The organism is Alteromonas sp. BL110, from assembly GCF_003443615.1.
Taxonomy (GTDB): Bacteria; Pseudomonadota; Gammaproteobacteria; order Enterobacterales; family Alteromonadaceae; genus Alteromonas.
The window spans coordinates 3494554-3513765 of the sequence record NZ_CP031967.1 but is presented as its reverse complement, the minus strand read 5'-3'; the positions used below and the strand labels follow the sequence as shown (position 1 = coordinate 3513765).

16 protein-coding genes are annotated in these 19212 nt (G+C 44.3%); 3 read left to right on the top strand and 13 right to left on the bottom strand.

Translation table 11 applies throughout. From position 1 onward, the window contains the following. The first annotated feature begins 154 nt into the window (after nt 1–154). Nucleotides 155–754, top strand: coding sequence for a Yip1 family protein (locus tag D1814_RS15170; RefSeq protein ID WP_118493772.1), 600 nt, complete (start codon nt 155–157; stop codon nt 752–754). Nucleotides 755–840: 86 nt separating this feature from the next. Here D1814_RS15170 and purF read toward each other — a convergent pair whose 3' ends face one another. The 10 genes from purF to D1814_RS15120 form a co-directional block, all read right to left on the bottom strand. Continuing rightward, nucleotides 841–2364 (bottom strand): amidophosphoribosyltransferase, encoded by a 1524-nt coding sequence (purF, locus tag D1814_RS15165; RefSeq protein ID WP_118493769.1) that lies wholly within the window; start codon nt 2362–2364, stop codon nt 841–843. Nucleotides 2365–2378: 14 nt separating this feature from the next. Continuing rightward, the gene (locus D1814_RS15160; RefSeq protein ID WP_118493766.1) at nt 2379–2867 is read right to left on the bottom strand and encodes a CvpA family protein; all 489 of its coding nucleotides are present in this window, start codon (nt 2865–2867) and stop codon (nt 2379–2381) included. A 160-nt stretch (nt 2868–3027) separates the two neighbouring features. Beyond that, entirely contained in the window at nt 3028–3651 is a 624-nt protein-coding gene (locus D1814_RS15155) for an SPOR domain-containing protein (protein WP_118493763.1), read from the bottom strand. A 45-nt stretch (nt 3652–3696) separates the two neighbouring features. Continuing rightward, a complete protein-coding gene (folC, locus tag D1814_RS15150; RefSeq protein WP_118493759.1) occupies nt 3697–5028 on the bottom strand; it encodes a bifunctional tetrahydrofolate synthase/dihydrofolate synthase in 1332 nt (443 codons plus the stop codon). Then, on the bottom strand, nt 5028–5873 hold the full coding sequence (gene accD / locus D1814_RS15145; protein WP_118493756.1) for an acetyl-CoA carboxylase, carboxyltransferase subunit beta: 846 nt from the start codon (nt 5871–5873) through the stop codon (nt 5028–5030). The genes folC and accD overlap by 1 nt, the downstream gene beginning before the upstream one ends. A gap of 310 nt (nt 5874–6183) precedes the next feature. Next, nucleotides 6184–6975: a tRNA pseudouridine(38-40) synthase TruA gene (truA, locus tag D1814_RS15140; protein ID WP_118493753.1), complete on the bottom strand. Its 792-nt coding sequence runs from the start codon at nt 6973–6975 to the stop codon at nt 6184–6186. Nucleotides 6976–7178: 203 nt separating this feature from the next. Then, the gene (locus D1814_RS15135; RefSeq protein ID WP_118493748.1) at nt 7179–11714 is read right to left on the bottom strand and encodes a FimV/HubP family polar landmark protein; all 4536 of its coding nucleotides are present in this window, start codon (nt 11712–11714) and stop codon (nt 7179–7181) included. Between the two features lie 544 nt (nt 11715–12258). Beyond that, nucleotides 12259–13275: an aspartate-semialdehyde dehydrogenase gene (locus D1814_RS15130; protein ID WP_118493745.1), complete on the bottom strand. Its 1017-nt coding sequence runs from the start codon at nt 13273–13275 to the stop codon at nt 12259–12261. A gap of 29 nt (nt 13276–13304) precedes the next feature. Further along, nucleotides 13305–14513 (bottom strand): 4-phosphoerythronate dehydrogenase, encoded by a 1209-nt coding sequence (locus D1814_RS15125; RefSeq protein ID WP_118493742.1) that lies wholly within the window; start codon nt 14511–14513, stop codon nt 13305–13307. Between the two features lie 148 nt (nt 14514–14661). Then, a complete protein-coding gene (locus D1814_RS15120) occupies nt 14662–15417 on the bottom strand; it encodes a class II aldolase/adducin family protein (protein ID WP_118493739.1) in 756 nt (251 codons plus the stop codon). Between the two features lie 175 nt (nt 15418–15592). Here D1814_RS15120 and D1814_RS15115 point away from each other — a divergent pair, with 175 nt between their 5' ends. Together D1814_RS15115 and D1814_RS15110 are read left to right on the top strand one after the other, a co-directional pair. Further along, nucleotides 15593–16282, top strand: a complete 690-nt coding sequence (locus tag D1814_RS15115; protein WP_118493736.1) for a Crp/Fnr family transcriptional regulator — start codon at nt 15593–15595, stop codon at nt 16280–16282. Nucleotides 16283–16363: 81 nt separating this feature from the next. Next, nucleotides 16364–17272: an alpha/beta fold hydrolase gene (locus D1814_RS15110; RefSeq protein ID WP_147402515.1), complete on the top strand. Its 909-nt coding sequence runs from the start codon at nt 16364–16366 to the stop codon at nt 17270–17272. Between the two features lie 220 nt (nt 17273–17492). On the opposite strand, the gene D1814_RS15105 is transcribed toward D1814_RS15110, so the two are convergent. From D1814_RS15105 to D1814_RS15095, 3 genes are all read right to left on the bottom strand, one after another. Next, on the bottom strand, nt 17493–17780 hold the full coding sequence (locus tag D1814_RS15105) for a type II toxin-antitoxin system RelE/ParE family toxin (RefSeq protein WP_118493730.1): 288 nt from the start codon (nt 17778–17780) through the stop codon (nt 17493–17495). Continuing rightward, nucleotides 17781–18011, bottom strand: coding sequence for a ribbon-helix-helix domain-containing protein (locus D1814_RS15100; protein ID WP_118493727.1), 231 nt, complete (start codon nt 18009–18011; stop codon nt 17781–17783). Between the two features lie 286 nt (nt 18012–18297). Beyond that, the gene (locus tag D1814_RS15095) at nt 18298–18900 is read right to left on the bottom strand and encodes a Pr6Pr family membrane protein (protein WP_118493724.1); all 603 of its coding nucleotides are present in this window, start codon (nt 18898–18900) and stop codon (nt 18298–18300) included. Nucleotides 18901–19212: the final 312 nt, after the last annotated feature.

The following is a 19212-nucleotide window of genomic DNA, read 5'->3' as shown; positions in this document are numbered from 1 at the left end:
TGCACACTCAGATTGTAAACATATTGTTAATGGCAGTGTTTGGCGCTTTGCGTTGTGTTCTTGTTCTCCTGATTTTACGGTTTGTCCGTGTGTTTACCCTGCCTCGCAACAATATTCTTTAAAATAATAACGTTGGTGAATAAGGCAGGACTCTATGATTTTGAATCATCTAATCGGTATTTACACTCATCCAAGAGAAGAGTGGCAAACCATTGATACCAAACACGAAACCTATTTTTACGCGCTTACCCATATTGCTTTTATTGCACTTATCCCTTCCCTTGTAGCCTATTACTCCAGTGCTCATACAGGGTGGAGTATTGGTGCTGGAGACATAATACGACTAAGCGAAAATACCGCCATTATGATGGGTATAGGCATGTACTTTGGTTTAATTGCTGGTGTGGTAGCGCTGGCAGTGTTAATTCATGAATTGGCTAAGGCCTTCGATGCTACGCCAACGTATACCCAGTCACTAGAACTGGCGGCTTATACTGCCACACCATTGTTCATGGTCGGCTTTGCCGGTCTTTATCCTGAACTATGGGTAGTGATGACAGCACTGCTAGTGGGTATTAGCTACTCGGTTTACCTACTCTATTCCGGCGTACCTATTTTGATGCATATGCCAGAAGACAAAGGCTTCATTTATTCCAGTTCGGTAGTGACATGCGGGCTGGTTTTATTGGTTATTCTAATGACTGGTTCGGTGTTAATGTGGGGATTAACTGGCGGGCCAGTGTTTGTTCACTAACGCTTGCAACTATTCACAAAAAGAATAATGAAAAAGCCGCTTTAAAAGCGGCTTTTATCGTTAACTATTAACTTATCTCAAAGTTGCTAATCAGCAGCGTCAATATTGTGCACATCAAGGTTACTCAGTTCAGCTTGCACCACAGGTGCTTTTCTTGCTGCCTCACCCCGCGACATATCGATGCGCTCAAGATACTCCTGGTTAATATCGGCAGTGATATAGTTACCGTCAAATACTGATGTTTCGAAACGCTGAATCGTATCATTCTCTTCGCGAACGGCTTCAACCAAATCAGAAATATCTTGGAAAATAAGACCGTCTGCTTGAATAAGCTCTGCAATTTGATCTATTTCTCGTCCGTATGCAATTAACTCATTTGCAGAAGGCATATCAATACCGTATACATTCGGGAAGCGAATTTCTGGTGCCGCCGACGCAAAGTACACTTTCTTTGCACCAGACTCTCTGGCCATTTCGATAATCTGACCCGATGTAGTACCGCGCACAATAGAGTCATCTACAAGCAATACACTCTTGCCTTTAAACTCAGAAGAGATGGCGTTTAGTTTACGACGCACTGACTTCTTACGCATGGTTTGGCCAGGCATAATGAAAGTTCTGCCGATATAGCGGTTTTTAACGAAACCCTGACGATAAGGCAGTTCAAGTGTGTTAGCGATTTGCAGCGCTACATCCATCGACGTTTCAGGAATAGGAATAACCACATCGATATCGAGGTCTGCCCATTCACGCTTAATCTTTTCACCAAGCTTACGCCCCATGTTTACACGGGATGCGTAAACAGAAATACCGTCAATAAAGCTATCTGGGCGAGCAAAATAAACAAACTCGAAGATGCATGGTGACGTTACTGGGTTCTCTGCACACAATCTGGTATGTAGTTGACCTTCTTCGGTAATAAATACCGCTTCACCTGGCATTACATCGCGAACAAATTGGAAGCCTACAGCATCAAGTGCAACGCTTTCCGACGCTACCATCCACTCTTCACCTAGTTCGCTCATACGCTTACCAAGCGCAAGCGGACGAATACCGTGGGGGTCACGAAAAGCCACAATACCCTGACCGATAATGGCTGCAACTACAGCATAAGCACCGCGTATTTTTTTATGAACTTTAGTTACCACTTCAAAAATGTGTTCGGCGCTTACGCTTAGACCTGCAACCTGCTGAAGTTCATGAGCAAGAATGTTAAGCAGTAGCTCGGAATCTGACGTGGTATTGATGTGACGGCGTGCTATGCGGAACACTTCTTCTTGTAGCTCATGAGCGTTGGTTAAGTTACCGTTGTGAGCGAAGGCAATACCAAATGGTGAGTTTACGTAAAATGGCTGTGCCTCTGCAGAGCTTGACGTACCCGCCGTTGGATAGCGAACATGACCAATACCCATGTTGCCAGACAATCTTTTCATATGACGCGTATGGAAAACATCTCGAACCAAGCCATTTGCCTTACGCAAATTAAACATATTTTGGTCGATAGTCATTATGCCTGCGGCATCCTGTCCACGGTGTTGAATAACCGTTAGACCGTCGTACAGTGACTGAGCTACGGGCGTTTTACCAACTATTCCGACTATACCACACATGTGCGTTACCTATTTCAAGCGGGATTTAAGAAACTGGAGGAGTCTTTCACATAGCTGAAAAACCACTCAATGATGACACCAAACTCTGGAATGAGCACCGATGCTTGCCACCAATTAGAAGATGCAGCGCCGGTGAAGGTATCCATAAAAAAGAGCAATGCGCTAACTATCAGCACGCCACGCAGAGCACCAAAAACTATACCAAGGGCCCTGTCTGTACCAGACAACCCCGTTGCCTGTACCAACTGGCTTATAACGTAATTGATCATTCCGCCCAGGATGAGCGTTGTAATAAATAGCGCAGCGATTGCAGCGCCATTTTTCAAATAAGGTTCGTCAATGGCTGTAAAATAAACGGCGAGGTCAGCGTAGAAATTGCTTGAAATAAAGAGTGCAGCAAACCACACCACTAACGAAATGGCTTCTTTAACAAACCCTCTAATAAGGCTTATTAAGGTAGATACCGCAATGATACCCAGTATGGAAAAGTCTACCCAGTTCATCGTCTCTTTATTGCGTTGATGTTGCTTTTTAAGGTAAAGCAACGAGCCTTTGGCGAGATGGCGCGCATTCTAACAGAAGATAGAAATATTACTAGTCTGTAATGCAAACCCTGACACTCCCGTTTTCAGTAAGCGTTGTTCAATATAGAAAGAATACGTCCTACTCGACTTTGAACGTGGTGACCTTACCTTTAAGTTTCGTGAGCTCTTTTAAATGGGGTAGTGCCGATTCTAATTTCTTTTTGTCTAAATCAGGGCCTACAAAAACTTTATTGAGCGGACCAGAGCTGGTCTGAATTTTACGACTGAACGCGCGATACCCTGCCTTTTCTAGCTTTGCCAACAATGCCTTTACGTTTTTTTCATGACGAAAGCTGCCTAGCTGGATTACCCAGCCTGCGTCGTCATCGGCAGTGGCGCTTTTCGTATCAACAACTGTTTGGCTCGCTAGCTTGTCCTTTTCAACAAAGGCTTTTGGGGCTGGCGCTCTAGTGACGGTAGCTTCGTCAGTGTTTGGGCTGTCATCAGCACTTGAAGCAACCAACTCTTCATCTAACGCTGTTTCATCTTCAATTTCGACAGCTGGAACCGCTGCTTTCGCTACCCGCTCTGATGGAAAAGATTCAGGCTCTACGATGGGCTTTTTAGGCGGATTTGCAGGAACAGAGACAAATGGCTCTCTGTTCGTTTGCTTTTTGCCATCAAGAAAGTCTGGTAAAAAGATAACCGCTAGGGCGACAACAATAATTGTCCCCACCAGTCTATTCTTTAATGCCGATGTCACTGTGCTCTCCTGCTTGAATACACGGTTTTACTTACAATGCGCGTGTTAGTTTTGCTCAGCAAGCACGTCTGCAACGGTAACAAAAGAACCAAAAACGAGAATAAGTTCACCAGTTTGATAATCTGCAAGCGCACGTTGATATGCTGAGGTCACGTCTTGAAACGTGTCTATATTCTCTATGGTTGTGCCAGCATTAACAAGTGCATTTTCAAGTACTTCTGCACTGCAGCCTCGCGGCCCACTTGTTGAAGCTAAGTACCACTTGGCGTTAAGACCCGAAAGTGGCGCCAAGGTTTCAGCAATTGATTTATCTTTAAGCATACCCACAACTATACGCATTTGGCTAACATCGTAACGGTTAAGCCACTCTTGCATGGCCGTGGTCGCTTGGGGGTTATGGGCGACATCTACGACGACAAGAGGCGATTCACTAATTATTTGTTGGCGACCCGGCATAGTAGTGTTTTCGATAATATCTCTAATTACATGCTCTTCGGGCAGTAAGTTAAGCAGCTCCAACGCAGCTAATGCTGTGCTTGCATTTTGTAGAGGGATTTTAGGATAAGGTAGCGACGCGAAGCTGTTACCCTTTCCTTGCCAGCTCCACTCGCTGTAATCACTTGCCACTACTGTTACGAAGTCTTGCGTAGCCCAACGCACGTTTGCCTGTAACTCGTTAGCTACATCGTATAGCGACGATGGCGGGAACAGTTCACCCACTACTGCACTGCCATTTTTACGCATAATTCCTGCTTTTTCGCGAGCAATTTTTTCGCGCGTATTACCAAGCCAATCTTGATGGTCAAGATCGATAGTCGTAATAACAGCAAGATTAGGGTCGATAATATTTGTAGCGTCTAGACGCCCGCCCAGTCCCACTTCAAGAATAACTACATCGACCGCCCATGACTGCATCATTTTCATTGCAGCGAGGGTACCAAATTCAAAATAAGTTAGGGTAATAGGGTCGCCGGCAGTGTCCTTTCGTGCACGTTCAACAAACTCAAAAGCATCGACAAATTCTTTGGCAGGCGGTAGTTCGCCATTGTAACGCACCCGTTCTCGGTAGTCGGTTAAATGAGGCGAGCTGTATACCGCAACACTTTTGCCTTGCGATAGCATGGCTTGTTCAAGCAAACGACACGTTGTGCCTTTACCATTTGTGCCTGCAACGGTAATAACCACCGACTGGCTGAGGGATAATGCCATGGCGTTAGCCACCGCTTTCACTCTGTCTAGCCCCATATCGATGGCACTAGGATGAATAGATTCTAGGTAGGATAACCACTGGCTCAGGCTTTTTTGCGAAGCTGAAGGCGCAGGGGCGCCTTCTGTATTTGGCGCTGAGCCAGGTTTAAAATTATTTTCGTTATTCACTAATTCTTGTAATGCAACTTAACCAACAGGCTGTGTAATCTATCACGCATATCTCTGCGGTCAACAATCATATCAATTGCACCTTTCTCAACAAGGAACTCACTGCGTTGGAAACCTTCCGGCAGTTTTTCTCTTACTGTTTGCTCGATTACGCGAGGACCCGCGAAGCCGATAAGCGCTTTTGGCTCGGCTACGTTAACGTCACCAAGCATTGCCAAACTTGCAGATACACCACCCATTGTAGGGTCTGTAAGTACACTAATATAAGGCAGGCCTTTTTTGCTCATTTTGGCAAGGGCTGCAGATGTTTTAGCCATTTGCATTAGCGACATCAGTGCTTCTTGCATACGCGCGCCACCACTTGCACTGAAGCAAATAAGCGGCATATCATTTTCTAAACATGCATTAACAGCGGCAACAAAACGTGCACCTACTACTGACGCCATTGAGCCGCCCATAAACGCAAACTCAAAACACGCAACCACTACCGGCATACCTTTTAGCTTGCCCTGCATTACCACTAGCGCATCTTTTTCGTTAGTCGACTTTTGCGCAGCGACAATACGGTCTTTGTAACGTTTAGAATCTTTAAACTTGAGTACGTCTTGAGGCTCGTGCTCTGCACCTAACTCAACGCGATCGCCATCGTCTAGGAAAGCATCAATGCGTCGGCGTGCCGTAATACGCATGTGGTGGTCGCACTTAGGGCAAACTTCCTGAAGTTTTTCCAGTTCGCTCTTATACAGCACTGCTTGGCATGAACCACACTTTGTCCAGATACCTTCTGGCACATTACCTTTGTGTGAAGTTTGCGTGCGAGGAAGAATTTTTTGAATCCAGCTCATGGAAATTGAATCCTTTGTTTTTGTTTGCCGACCATAACGATTAACGTTCATTCATACTTGTGGTCAACAACGCATTAAATTTTTAAGTTTCATACTGTATTACAAAGAAAAAATACGTAACACAATAGAACAGCTACCTAATATAGCGCGCTATTAGACCACAATACAACGAAATGGAAAAAACAAAACTGGTCTTAGAAGTTGGTAAGCAGTGGTTTAAGGGGGGGGCCACCAGATTTTACCTAAGTTAACCGCTGATGAAATAGCAGCTAACTAAGGCGTGAGGTATTTTGGGTGCGTGGAGAAAAGCTTATACTTCTGGAAGAAAAAGCGGCCCTAACGGCGGTTTAGGTAAGTAATGCTCTTCAGGGTAAGTTACATCTACCAGATACAAACCATTTGGCTTCGCTGTGGCTGCCGATTTACTTCTATCTTTTAGACTTAATAAGTGAGCAATCCAATTCACATCTTGATCCCCAGCCCCAATTTCAACGAGCGCACCAGTGATATTGCGAACCATGTGATGTAGGAAAGCATTGGCACGGATATCAATAATCACATAGCGACCTTGGCGATACACACTTACATCGGTCACATTGCGAAACGGGGTTTTACTTTGGCACAACGCTGCACGAAACGACGTAAAGTCCTGTTCACCCAATAGCGCTTGGGCGGCAAGGTGCATTTTCTTCTCGTCTAATTCACGGTGAATGTGGGTAACGCCCGAGTTCAAAATTGCCGGGCGCATTTTTGCATTATGGATGACGTAGCGATAGCGGCGGTGGGTAGCAGAAAAACGAGCATGAAAATCATCACTTACGTTTTTCGCCCAAGTAACAGCAACAGAGTTGGGAAGGTTAGCGTTAACCCCAAGCGTCCATGCGCGCTCTGAACGAGGAGCATCGCAATTGAAGTGAACCACTTGCCCAGTCGCGTGCACACCTGCGTCAGTGCGTCCAGCGCATTGCACTTCAATAGGTTGGTTGGCTACTGTCGATAGTGCCTTTTCAAGATGCTCTTGAACACTCGGTACTTCGCGCTGGCGTTGCCAACCGTAAACTGCAGCACCGTCGTATTCAATCCCTAAGGCAATTCGCCCCATATCAATTTTACCCCGTTTCTTAAAAGGCGCTAAGTGTAGTCATCTCGCTTGCAACATGCAATGCTGCTTATAATCAAAGCCCAGCTACTGCATGGCAAATAAATGCAAGTTGATGAAATCAAAAGCGGCCTGTATATCTTTTCAATATACAGGCCGCTCAATACGACAATCAATGCAGGTTTAAGCCTACTCCTACAAGTGAATTAGGTTATTTTTTGTAGAATTGAAGCCGCTTCCTGTTTCTGTTCTTCGCTGCCTTCTTTCATGACTTCTTCAAGCAACTCTTTTGCAGCATCCGCATCTTCCATTTCAATGTATGCACGAGCCAAATCTAAATTGGCGTTTTGCCCTGCATCTTTATCTATATCAATTACCGTGTCTTCGTCAGAAACGCCAGTAAAGTCAGATAAACTCACATCGAGGTCTAACGCTTGGCTATCTGGGTCAAGTGCGTCGGTATCGTCGCCATCATCCATCAGCGCTTCTACATCAAGAAAATCTTCGGATGGCGTTTGAGGTTCACTTTCCGCGTCGACATCGCTTAGTAAAGCAGCCAAGTCTAAGTCAGGGTTATCAAGCTTCAGCTCTTCCTCTTGTTCCTTTTCTGGCTCAGCTTGTTCTACCCCCTGCTGCTCCTCTTCTATCTCCGTAGGCGTGGCGATATCTAAGTCCACATCATCTGGAATGTCGAGGTCGTCTAACGCTAGTTCAGAGTCTTCGTCTTCAAGAGCGAATGTCTCTTCTTCGTGTTCCTCCTGCGCTGATTCTTGGTCACCGCTATCTTCTAACTCAAAAGTTTCGTCGTTTTCATCTAGCTCGACAGTATCATCGTTTTCAGTTGGCTCAAGGTTGTCATCGACATTCTTTTCCAACTCAAACGCAGCTTCGTCATCAGCTTCCTGCTCAAGTTCGAACGTATCTTCATCATTTTCGGCAACAGACTCTTGTATATCTTCACTTTCGATGTCGCTTGCATCTGCGGCATCATCTGACTCAAGGCTCTGAAGAAGTTCATCAAACTCAGCACTGTCTAAGTCATCAAGTATCTCGTTGTCGTCAACAGCATCGTCTTCGTCAGAACCTGACAACCAGTCGTCAAGACCAGGCACGTCATCAAGTTCGTTGAATTCTTTTTCTTTACTGTCTTCCGAGTCAATCTCGTTTGGGACTGGCTCTTCGTCTGAGCCCACTTTTTCAGCGCTACCAAAGTCTTCGAGCTGCTGATCACTTTCATCAATGCCGTCGACTTCTTGTTCAAGTTCAAAGCTGTCTATTTCATCGAATGCTTCATCTAATAGACTGTCGTCGTAACCATCAATGTCTTTTTCTACCGGTGATTCTGTTTCCTCTTCGGCAAGATCATCCGGTGAAAGCTCTTGCGACGCCGATGACTCTTCGTTAGCGGAAGGCTTTTCTTCTGCTGAAGGCTCTTCCATGTCGCCGAAAGAAGGAATGTCGTCCATCATTTGCTTTTCAAACGCTTCTATGGCGTCGTCTAACGGATCGTCTGAATCATTTTCCGTATTGCCTTCGCCGCTCTCATTAGCACTTTCGAGTTCAGATTCCGGCTCTATCTCAGCTTCTGCTTCTTCCTCGAATTCCAACTCTGCTTCAGGCTCAGGCTGAGACTTTAGCTCCGCTTCTAATTCAGGTTCTGACTCTGACTCTAGTTCTACCTCTGTACTGGCTTCTTGTTGAGGTTCTACTTCAGTGCCAAACTCTGGCTGCCCTTCTAGCTCTGGTTCTGATTCTGACTCTAGTTCTACCTCTGTACTGGCATCTTGTTCAGGTTCTACTTCAGTGCCAAACTCTGGCTGCCCTTCTAGCTCTGGTTCTGGTTCTGGTTCTGGTTCTGGTTCTGGTTCTGGTTCTGGTTCTGGTTCTGCATTATCTTCTAGCTCTAACTCTGCGTCTTCTTTAAGTTCTACCTCATCTTCAGGTGCTAATTCGCTTTCTTCTGATTCAGTAGCAAACTCTAGTTCTGCTTCAGATTCTGGCTGAGACTCTAGCTCTGGCTCTGTACTAGTGCTTTGTTCAGGCTCTACTTCAGCGCCCAACTCTGGTAGCGCTTCTGGCTCTAGTTCTGGCTGTGGCTCTACGTTATCTTCAAGCTCGGTAACAGCTTCAGCTTCCGCCTCAACCTTGTCTTCTGGTGCTAACTCGCCGTCTTCTGATTCAGTATCAAAGTCTAGTTCTGCTTCGGGTTCTGGCTGAGATTCAAGCTCTGCTTCTAGCTCAGGTTCTGACTCTAGTTCTACCTCTGTACTGGCATCTTGTTCGGGCTCAACTTCGGCGCCCAACTCTGGTTGCCCTTCTAGCCCATGCTCAGCTTCTTCAGATTCCGACGCGGCCTCATCATCAGGGTCAAACTCTGTGTCTATGTCATTTTCAGACTCTATTTCAGATTCAAGTTCAGAAAGTAGTTCGTCTGTTAGCTGTTCTACGTCTTCGTTACTTTTAGATTCCTCAGCTTCTAGTTCAGCGAGAAGCTCATCAGTGAGAGGATCGCTAAAGTCTTCTACGCTTTCTTCTCTTTCAGAAACAGCTAGGTCGGAATCTTCATCGGCCGCGTCTGGATTGGCGTCAGGGCTAACTTCTGGTTCACCTTCCAGCTCGGCTTCAAGCTCAGCGAGCAACTCGTCAGTAAATGGATCTTCAAAATCCCCTTCAGGCGTATGATCCGCTGGGGGCATTTGATCCGCTGAAGGCATTTGATCCGCTGAAGGCTCTTGCGCAAGTTCATCTTCTGCCTGAAGTTCCGCAATAAGGTCGTCAGATAAAGGGTCACTGAAATCAGCATCCGTTTCTATCTCGTCCGTGACTATTTCATCTAAATCATCAGTAATAGCATCAAGGCTTTGGATTGACTGAGGTGACGGTGCCGATGTAGTTATCTCATCTTCAATATCGTCTTCGTCATCTTCTTCGCCTAAACCACCCATCATTTCAATTTGCTCTATTTCGTTAAGCAAGTCGTCGGTGATTTTATCTATTTCGTTGTTTTGCTGATTTATTTCATCGTCGAGCTTACTCAGCATGTCCTCGTTGATAAGGTCATCGTTGCTGTCTAGCTCATCGGTAAGGCCTGCATCAACACCATGCTCTTCAAGCAAATCGTCAATGCTTATCTCTGGCTTGTCGTCTTCATCTTCTACACTCGGCAAAGATGCAGTACTTTCTTCCTCGTCTTCAGCCTCTGACAGCGAATCAACAGAGCTTGCAAGTAAGGCATCTATATCGTCTTCGTCGACGTTTTCAGAATCGGTTGTTCCGTTAACCTCGGCAAGGATGTCGTCAGGATCTATATCGCCTGACTCATTGAGTTCGTCACTTTCAGATTCTTCGGTACCTTGACTTTGTACATCATCAAGCAAGTCATCAATATCAAAATCGTCGTCATCTACTGATGCTGTATCTTCAGTAGCCGCTGCCTCTGACTCACTATCATCTGCGCCATCTTCATCAAAAATGTCGTCGTCCGCTGAAAGGTCAAAGCCTTCTAGGTCATCTGCGTCTTTGTCATTTAACACCTTGTCAGATAGGTCATCATCATCAAACAAGCTGTCTAACTCACTCTGGTCGAGCTCATCATCGCCAGCCTCGAACAGATCGTCTCCACCATCGTCTGGCACTAACATATCATCTTCAAGATCTGCGAAGGTTTCTAACTCATCATCGAGGCTTTCTTCTAAATCTGAAGTCAGAACGTCATCGAGCAGGTCGTCATCATTGAACAAGTCGTCGTCTGACAACTCCGCTTTATCGTCTAGATCAGGGGCTAGTGCACTTGAAAGGTCATCAATGTCAGCATCTGGCACGGGTACTTCATCGTTATCAGCGGTAATAGTAGGTCCAGGTGCAGGCGCTTCCTCAGGCTTACTGTTGCGTCTAAGCAGCCACATGATTAGGCCACCAACCAACAAGAGCGACAGAATTGCAGAACCGATGATTAAGCTTAACGGGCTAGTAAGTGCGCTCAAAAACGAAGACCGTTTTTCTGCTTCGCGCTGCGCTTGCTCGGCTTTAATCATATCGAGCAATTCTTGCTGAAGCGCCACTTGCATATCAAGCTGGCTCTTAACGTCTCCCTCCACTTGGCTACGCAAGGTTTCTAGTTCGCCATTAACGGCCTCAACACGCTCGTACAAACGTCTGTTTTCGTTGAGGATCGCTTCAACATTTTCGAGTGAGGCGGCAAACTGCATACGCAGTTCGTCAAACTGACGGGTTTGTTCCTGATCTAAACGGGTGATCTTTTGCTCGATATCAGTTTGCGTTTGAGTGAGATCTTGTTGGTTAACCAACGGCGATGCTGGCTTAATATTTCTAACACTGCTACCAGGCTTGTTAAGCGTTTCAGCAAACGCCCTATCATCCTGCTCAGCACGCATTTGTGCTTTTTGTTTGTCGATTCTGGCAATATAACGCTCAGAAGGCAGCTTCAAAACCGCGCCATCTACTAGTAAGTTTAAATTACCATTTTCAAATGCATTGGGGTTGAGTTCGTAGATAGCAGTCATAACCTGATAAACACTCAGGTTATTGTTTTGGCGATAGCGCTCGGCGATACGCCACAGGGTATCGTTAGCGTCGATAGGTCCGTACTCTAGACCCGAATATTGATCAGTTGCGTCTTTCGGACCTTTTAAGAAGGTAGCGCGTTCTTGTGCATCAACAGTGATTATAGGGCCAGACAAACATAGTGTGAGTAAAAGTAAGCCCGTCAAATGCAATTTCATAGCAGTCCTATATGCCCTCAAGCGTCTTTACCGCCCAGTTTGTGTGGGCGGATTTTTCAGCCAATCACTACAGAAAAATATATTGGCTTTTATTTTTATTCTTAAGCCACCTTGAAATTATTAATTGTCAAGCTAGCGTTTTACAGTCTCTACGACCCTGGCAGTAAGATTTGTTTGCGCTTTTTAGAGTTCTTACTCTTTGCCTAAGTGTCTGACTGACTATTGTTTTTAACGTTGTTCTATTCCTAACTCTACAAACTATAAACCAGTTATTAAGGGTGATCTAGTTAGACAGTAGTATTGGTCTAGTCTAATGCTTAAAGTTTTGCTAAATGCCGCCTATTTATTGACCTGAGAATTATCTTCCCATCCCATTGAGCGCACCAAATTCGCTACACCCGCTATCTCTTTCACAGTACAACAGGCGCAGTCTTTGCTTCGCATCAGACCCTATGCTTATTTTGCGTATCGGCAAGCACAGAAAAATGTTTACCTTTTCCTGTGCTTATCCGATTAATCAGAGGCAGAACCTCTGCTGAAGTATTTACAGGTAATCGCGAATTAGCGTTTCAGCAATTTGAATGCTGTTTGTTGCTGCGCCTTTACGGATGTTGTCAGACACAACCCACAAATTTAAGCCACACGGGTGGGTAATGTCGTTTCTAATTCTGCCCACGTGAACAATGTCGTTACCGCTAGCACTACTAACCTGAGTTGGGAACTGCTCATTTCCGTCGTAAACCGTAACACCTGGTGCATCAGCTAGAAGCTCTTTAACCTGCTGTGCATCTATGGGAGAGCGTGTTTCTAAGTGAATTGCTTCCGCATGACCATAAAATACAGGCACGCGCACAGCTGTAGCGTTAACCAAAATACTTTGGTCGCCCATGATTTTTTGGGTTTCCCATAGCATTTTCATTTCTTCTTTGGTGTAGTCGTTATCTTGGAAAACATCGATTTGAGGGATAACGTTAAAGGCAATTTGTCGACTGAACGACTCTGGCTTCACTTCGCGAGCATTTAGCAAACCCGCAGTTTGTTTAGCCAGCTCTTCCATGGCCTCTTTACCCGCACCAGACACTGACTGGTAGGTACACACGTTAATACGGTCAATACCAACAGCTTCTTGGATTGGTTGAAGTGCTACCAACATTTGAATAGTTGAGCAGTTTGGGTTCGCAATTATATTTCTATTGCGAAACTCTGCCAATGCATGCGCGTTAACTTCTGGCACTACAAGAGGGATATCTGGCTCGTAACGAAACTCTGAAGTATTATCGATTACAATACAGCCTTCTTCTGCGGCTAGCGGAGCAAATTTTGCAGAAATGCTGCCACCGGCTGAGAAAAAACCTAATTGTACTAATGACCAATCGAAGTCGTCAGCATCTAATACTTCAATGTCTTCGCCTTTAAACGATACAGTACTACCAGCTGAACGTTTACTGGCAAGCGGATACAAACGGTTTACCGGAAAATCTCGCTCTTCTAATAGTTCAATCATGGTTTGGCCCACTAAACCAGTGGCACCAAGTACCGCTACGTCAAACGCTTGCGACATAATGCTTTATGCTCCTAATAAAAAAATATCTAAACCAGACTAACGGAAAAGCCTAGTTTGGTGAAAGTGTTTTGAATTTGTTTGCTGGTGTTCTTTGGCAATTGTAACGCATAGGCGCTGCACTCGCGACGTACTCTGTATTGCTTGCGCAATGCAGAAAACGTATTCGCGACATCAGAATTCGTTTTCTCGTTATTTTTTGACGTTGATGAAAAAGCGTTTCGCGTTATTTCGTCATCAATAGCGACATCGTACACCTTGTGAAATACTGCAATAAGATCTTCAACCGATAGGCGAGATGCTTCTGGCGATGCCAACTCAGCGTTTATTGGTCTGGTCTTATCTAGAAAATCGCTGAGCTCTTTATCTGGTGCTGTACCCACTACCTCACAAATTTGCTCGTAAATCATTTGCGTACCGCGCACTTTGCCTTCTACAGAATGACCCGCAATATGTGGCGTAACGAACCAAACGTGGTCAAATAGTGCTGTGTTTATGGCAGGTTCATTATCGAACACATCGAGCACCACCGTTGGCGCCTGTTCTTGTTGAATCAGGTTAAGTAGTGCCTCTTCATCTATAACCTCGCCCCGGCATGCATTGATAAGCAGCTGGTCAGGTGTTAATGCTTCAAGAAAAGGTTTGTCGATCATCTGGTAAGTTGGATAATCGCCGTCTTTGACAAAAGGCACGTGAAGGGAGATAACGTCGCACTTTGCGATTTGTGCTAAATCTACAAATGACTGCCCGTTATGCAGCGTCTCGCCAGTTCGCGCTAACGCTTGCTGTAGCGGTGGGTCGTACAAGCAGTGTTTAACATCAATTGCCGTTAAAATACGTGATAGCGCGCTTCCCACGTTACCCGCTCCTACTATACCGACTGTCGCATCGTATAAGCCGAGCTTTTGCGCTTTTTGTGCATGTAATAAAACACTTAATACATACTCAGCAACTGCAACGGCATTACATCCTGCTGCGCTACTATGTGCGATACCGACCTTGTCTAAATGTATTTTATCTAGATGATTGGTCCCTGCCGTTGCTGTAGTAACAAACTTAAGCATAGTAGCGTTGCTCAGCAGTTCAGGGGTAACTTTAGTGGTAGAACGCAGCGCAAGAATATCAACATCGCACAACATCTCTGGCACAAGAGACTGCCAAGCATAGGTTTCAACTTGACCTACGCTGTTAAGGTATTCCGTGCCAAAAGGGATGGTATCTTCAAGAAGTATTTTCATGGCGCTAAGTGTACCTTAAGTTAGGCTTTTAGTAACCTAGCCCCCTTAATTTACTTGCTTTTAATTGGCTTTAATTTACGTCATTTAATACAGGTTTGGCTGCAATATTCAAAATAAGGCCGAAATACAAACCACCTGCTTAAAACCATTACTTATCGTATCCAGGGAAGCGACGCTCAACACGACGTTTAATGCCCGGCCACGCCAGTGACCCACCCGCTTGCTTGGTAACTTGCTCGGCTTGAGCGCGAATACCCTCTAAAATTTGTGAGTGAATTGGAATTAGCGGCTTCCCTGTAGCCTGAGCTTTTAGCTGAATTTCACAGGCGCGCTGCATGATAAACATAAACAAAAAGGCATCGGGAATATTGTCTGCACAGGTTAAAAGCCCGTGATTGCGCAAAATCATAAATTGGGTATCGCCTAGGTCGCGAACCAGCCGTGCTTTTTCGTCTGGGTTTAACGCCACCCCTTCATAGGCATGATAAGAAAGCGACGCTAGCGGAAACAGCGATTGCTGCGAGTATGGCTGCAGGCCGTCCTCTAAAATGGATACCGCTACGCCTTCTGCTGTGTGCAAATGCAACACGCATTTGGCATCATCACGCGCTTCGTGAACAGCGCTGTGAATAGTAAAACCCGCAGGGTTAATGTCGTACTCGCTTTCCATCACTTTATTGCCGTTAAGGTCAACTTTTACTAGGCTGGATGCAGTAACCTCATCAAACATTAAACCGTAAGGGTTAATTAAAAAATGATGGTCAGGCCCTGGTACACGAGCGGAAATGTGAGTAAAAATAAGATCGTCCCACCCATACATAGCAACCGCACGATAACACGCGGCAAGGTCAACACGGGTTTGCCATTCTTCACTGCTTACCTTCGACTTTACTGAATCTGTCATAGCTTTACTCTTGTTATGTCTAAAATAATTTCATCGAAATCTGTCAGCCGTCTTTTGAAGGCTCTACAACATAAGCGCTTCAACGAAACTTCCAATTACTTTCTCTTACCGCCTACATTACGCGCAGTAATTGCTATACACTGTCGGATATACGACATTGTAAGAAACTTGTTAAATGGAAAAATTCAAACCTGTTCTGGCTGGCTCTACTTGGTTTAGCGCAATTCCTTCTTATTTACAGGAAGCCATGTTCGAAAAGATGCGCCTTAAGCATTTAAAAGCAGGACAGCAATTGCATGCCAAAGGTGAAGACGGCGCAGGTTTTTATGGTGTGTGCGAAGGCCGCTTAAGAGTTGTGACCGTGGGAGTAGACGGCCGCGAAATGCTATTTGCGTTGCTGGGGGCCGGCACCTGGTTTGGTGAAATATCAATGTTCGACGACCTCCCTCGTACCCACGACAACTTCTGTGAAACGAACTCCACCGTTGCTATTATTCAGAAAAACGCGTTCAAGGCATTACTTGAACAGTATCCAGAGCTGTATCCGCATTTTACTCGGCTTTTATGCACGCGAGTGCGCAGTGCATTTCAATTTATTGACTCAAGCGCAGGGCTTAGCCTTAAACACCAGCTGGTAAAACGGCTATTGATGCTTACCACCAGCTATGGTCAGCATTTACCTAAAAACAACGCGATTACACTTACGCTTTCGCAAGAGTCTTTGGCGCAAATGATAAATAGCAGTAGGCAAACGGTTAATCAGCTTTTAGGTGAGCTTGAAAGTGAAGGTTTGCTGAAACGGCATTATGGGAAAATCACTATTCCCGAGCCAGATACTTTGTTTAGCCGTTACCAGTTTACTTGACCGAAAGAATTAGCTGTATCGCGCAAGAGTTTGTGGAGTATTATTAAAATCGTAGAAACGCAAAGAAAAGGACAGTTCGCATTGAAAATTTTATCTGCCAGCATAGTTTTGATTTTATTGGTTGGTTTTGTTTATCAGTCATATTCAAGCTATGCCGACTCCACCTCTTTTGACAAGCGTGGAGAAATGATAAACGTCGGTGGCTACAGTCTTTATGTCGAGGATTCTGGAACAGGAAAAGTTACCGTTATTTTTGATGCTGGTATGGGTGATGACTCATCAGTCTGGAATAAAGTAGCAGATGAAGTCTCACAGTTTTCTCGGGTCATTACCTATGATAGAGCTGGCCTTGGGTGGAGTGAAAAAAGCCCGCGCGAAAGAGACAGTAAAGTCATTGTCGCTGAACTTCACTCGGTTCTAGAAAAAAAAGATATTACCGGACCAATTATCCTTGTAGGCCATTCATTTGGCGGGGTAAACATGCAACGCTATGCCCTCACCTATCCCGAATATATAGCCGCTTTGGTGTTGGTAGACTCAGCCCATGAAGATCAGATAGATGAGATGCCTCAAACGAATTCTCTTCAAAAATACCTTTTTAAATTTGGAATGTGGGCAGCCCCTGTCGGTATTCCCAGATTGTATCTTTCCAACACTTATCCAGAAGAAAAAGCCAAAAAAAGTACAACCAAGCATCAATATACCAGCTTAGATGAAGCCGAATACTTTCCAAGAAGCCTTAGTGAATTAAATGAATTAACGCCTAACTTTGGCAATTTGCCTTTGGTGGTTGTAGCTCGAAATAAAGCGTCTTCTGACATCGATAAGACAAAAACCAGAGATTTGGTATGGGCGACTTTGCAGGAAGACATTGCCACTCGCTCTACCGATAGCACAATTGTTTTTTCAGGGAAACGTCAGCATTCTATTCACAAAAGGCAGCCAGAAATTATTATTGAAGCAATTCAAAAGTTAGCTGAAAAGCTTTAAGTAATACTAGAACTCCACTGTTGAGTGCCTTGTAGTTATTTTCTGAAAACCTAGTAATGACAAAATAGATGTCCGCTACTACCAACGTGAGCTTACGGTTTTACTTAGCTAGATATGGATTTGTACGTGACACACTGTGTTGAGCGGTGCAACTTCGTTTCCGTCTTTATGGTCCGCTTAAAACAAGGAGCGGCCACCGAGTTTTGTTTGTTCGCTTGATTTAGAGCCAGTTAACGACGTCTTGCCCACCCAGAATTGCCATTATCTCAACTTCAACACCATTGTATCGATAGTAAATACTGTCTGAGCCATAAGCGCAGCGTCTATACCCCTGTCGAATATGGTCAACTGATTGGTATGCCGATGGATTACTCGCAATTTTTTCAAATGTCTGAAAAAAACCTTCGAAATACTTATCTGCTTGGAGTTCGCCAAATTCTACAAATCCATATGTATAAATACGCCTGAGATCCTCTTTTGCATTCAGCGATAACTTGTAGCTTTCCATTTATCTTTTTAACTCAGCCTTGAATTCTTTCAGCATATCTTCAGGTGATTGCTCAATGAATCCGCTTCTTTCTGCACTGACGAGCTTTTGATTTATTTCCTCAGCGCGTCTGGCTCGGCGAATTAAATCATTCACGAGTTCACTTTTGTTTGCATATTCTCGCGTATCTTCAACATGACTCTTGAGCCACGCATCATTTTTTTCAGTCAGAGTGATACTTTGACGAGGCATGACATTTACTCCAATAAATATTAGCTGGTGCAATATTACACCAGACTTGGTTAAACATCAGCATTTTTTAATTTAGAGAAGACAAAAGCCAAAATTATCACAGGCAGCTTGAGTGACGGGTAAATGCACGCAGCCGAAGAATAGTCTTTTCTGGCAACTACAGACAAACAGCAGACCTTCTCCCCCACACAAATGGTCGATAACGCGTGGGATAAAATTAGAAACGAAATGATGTAGCCCATGTATTAGCTTCCCAACGATCAGAACAAGCGCCTCAAGTGCACTATTAGAACTTGCCAAGCGTTTTCCCTAAAAATATGAATAGAGCGCCGCCAACGAGAAGGCTTATAGATAATATTAATCCATTTAATAAAACTCTATTAAGGCCTAGCGCTTGAACATTTGTAAATTCGTAAGGGTAAAATTCTGTCCATTTTCCATGAGACATTGTGTACGCCGCATAAGTCAGCGGAAAAATGAGCCAATAGCCTAAATTAGAGTATTGAAGCTGCGTTTTTTCCACAAAGAAAAACCAGTAGGAAAGTGTGATTACGGGTGTAACGGCATGAACTAATAAATCTGAAATGCGTTCAAACAATGAGAGTTTAAGCCACCCATAGATAAGGTAGTTGGCAATTCCAACTGTAACTATATAAAAAGTAATTGCAGTAGCTACATTCGGATTTTTAGCAAACTGAGTAAGTGAGTGCTCAGGCCAAAAGGTCAAAGCCGCGAACCAAATTAGGACAAGAAGGTTCGAGAGCGTTGTGTAATAACTAAAATATTTCCAGACGACAACGCCTATGCTGTCGCTGCCTCGTTTCCTAATTTCTCTTATAAGGCTAATTATTAGTGCTAATGCTGTAATTAAAAAAAGAACAAAATCCATTTAAAGTCTTTTCGAAGAAAGAAGGTTCTAACAAATAGATAAGGCTCAAGTATTAAACTAGTCGAACTCTAAAAAAAAGGAAACTGCTTTTTAGGCCTACCGATACTAAATAAATTCGTCATAAACTTAGTATATTTAGCAAATGATAGGAAATAGCAGCCGAGTCAAAGTGATAAGAACAAGTGCAAAAGCATTTTCGTCAGTAAGTAGTTAATAAAAAATATGTTTGCCTACAAATTAAAACAACTTTACTCTAACCTTTACCTGTGAATAGCTTTTGCGTTTTTCTACAGCGTATTGATGTTTGCTCTT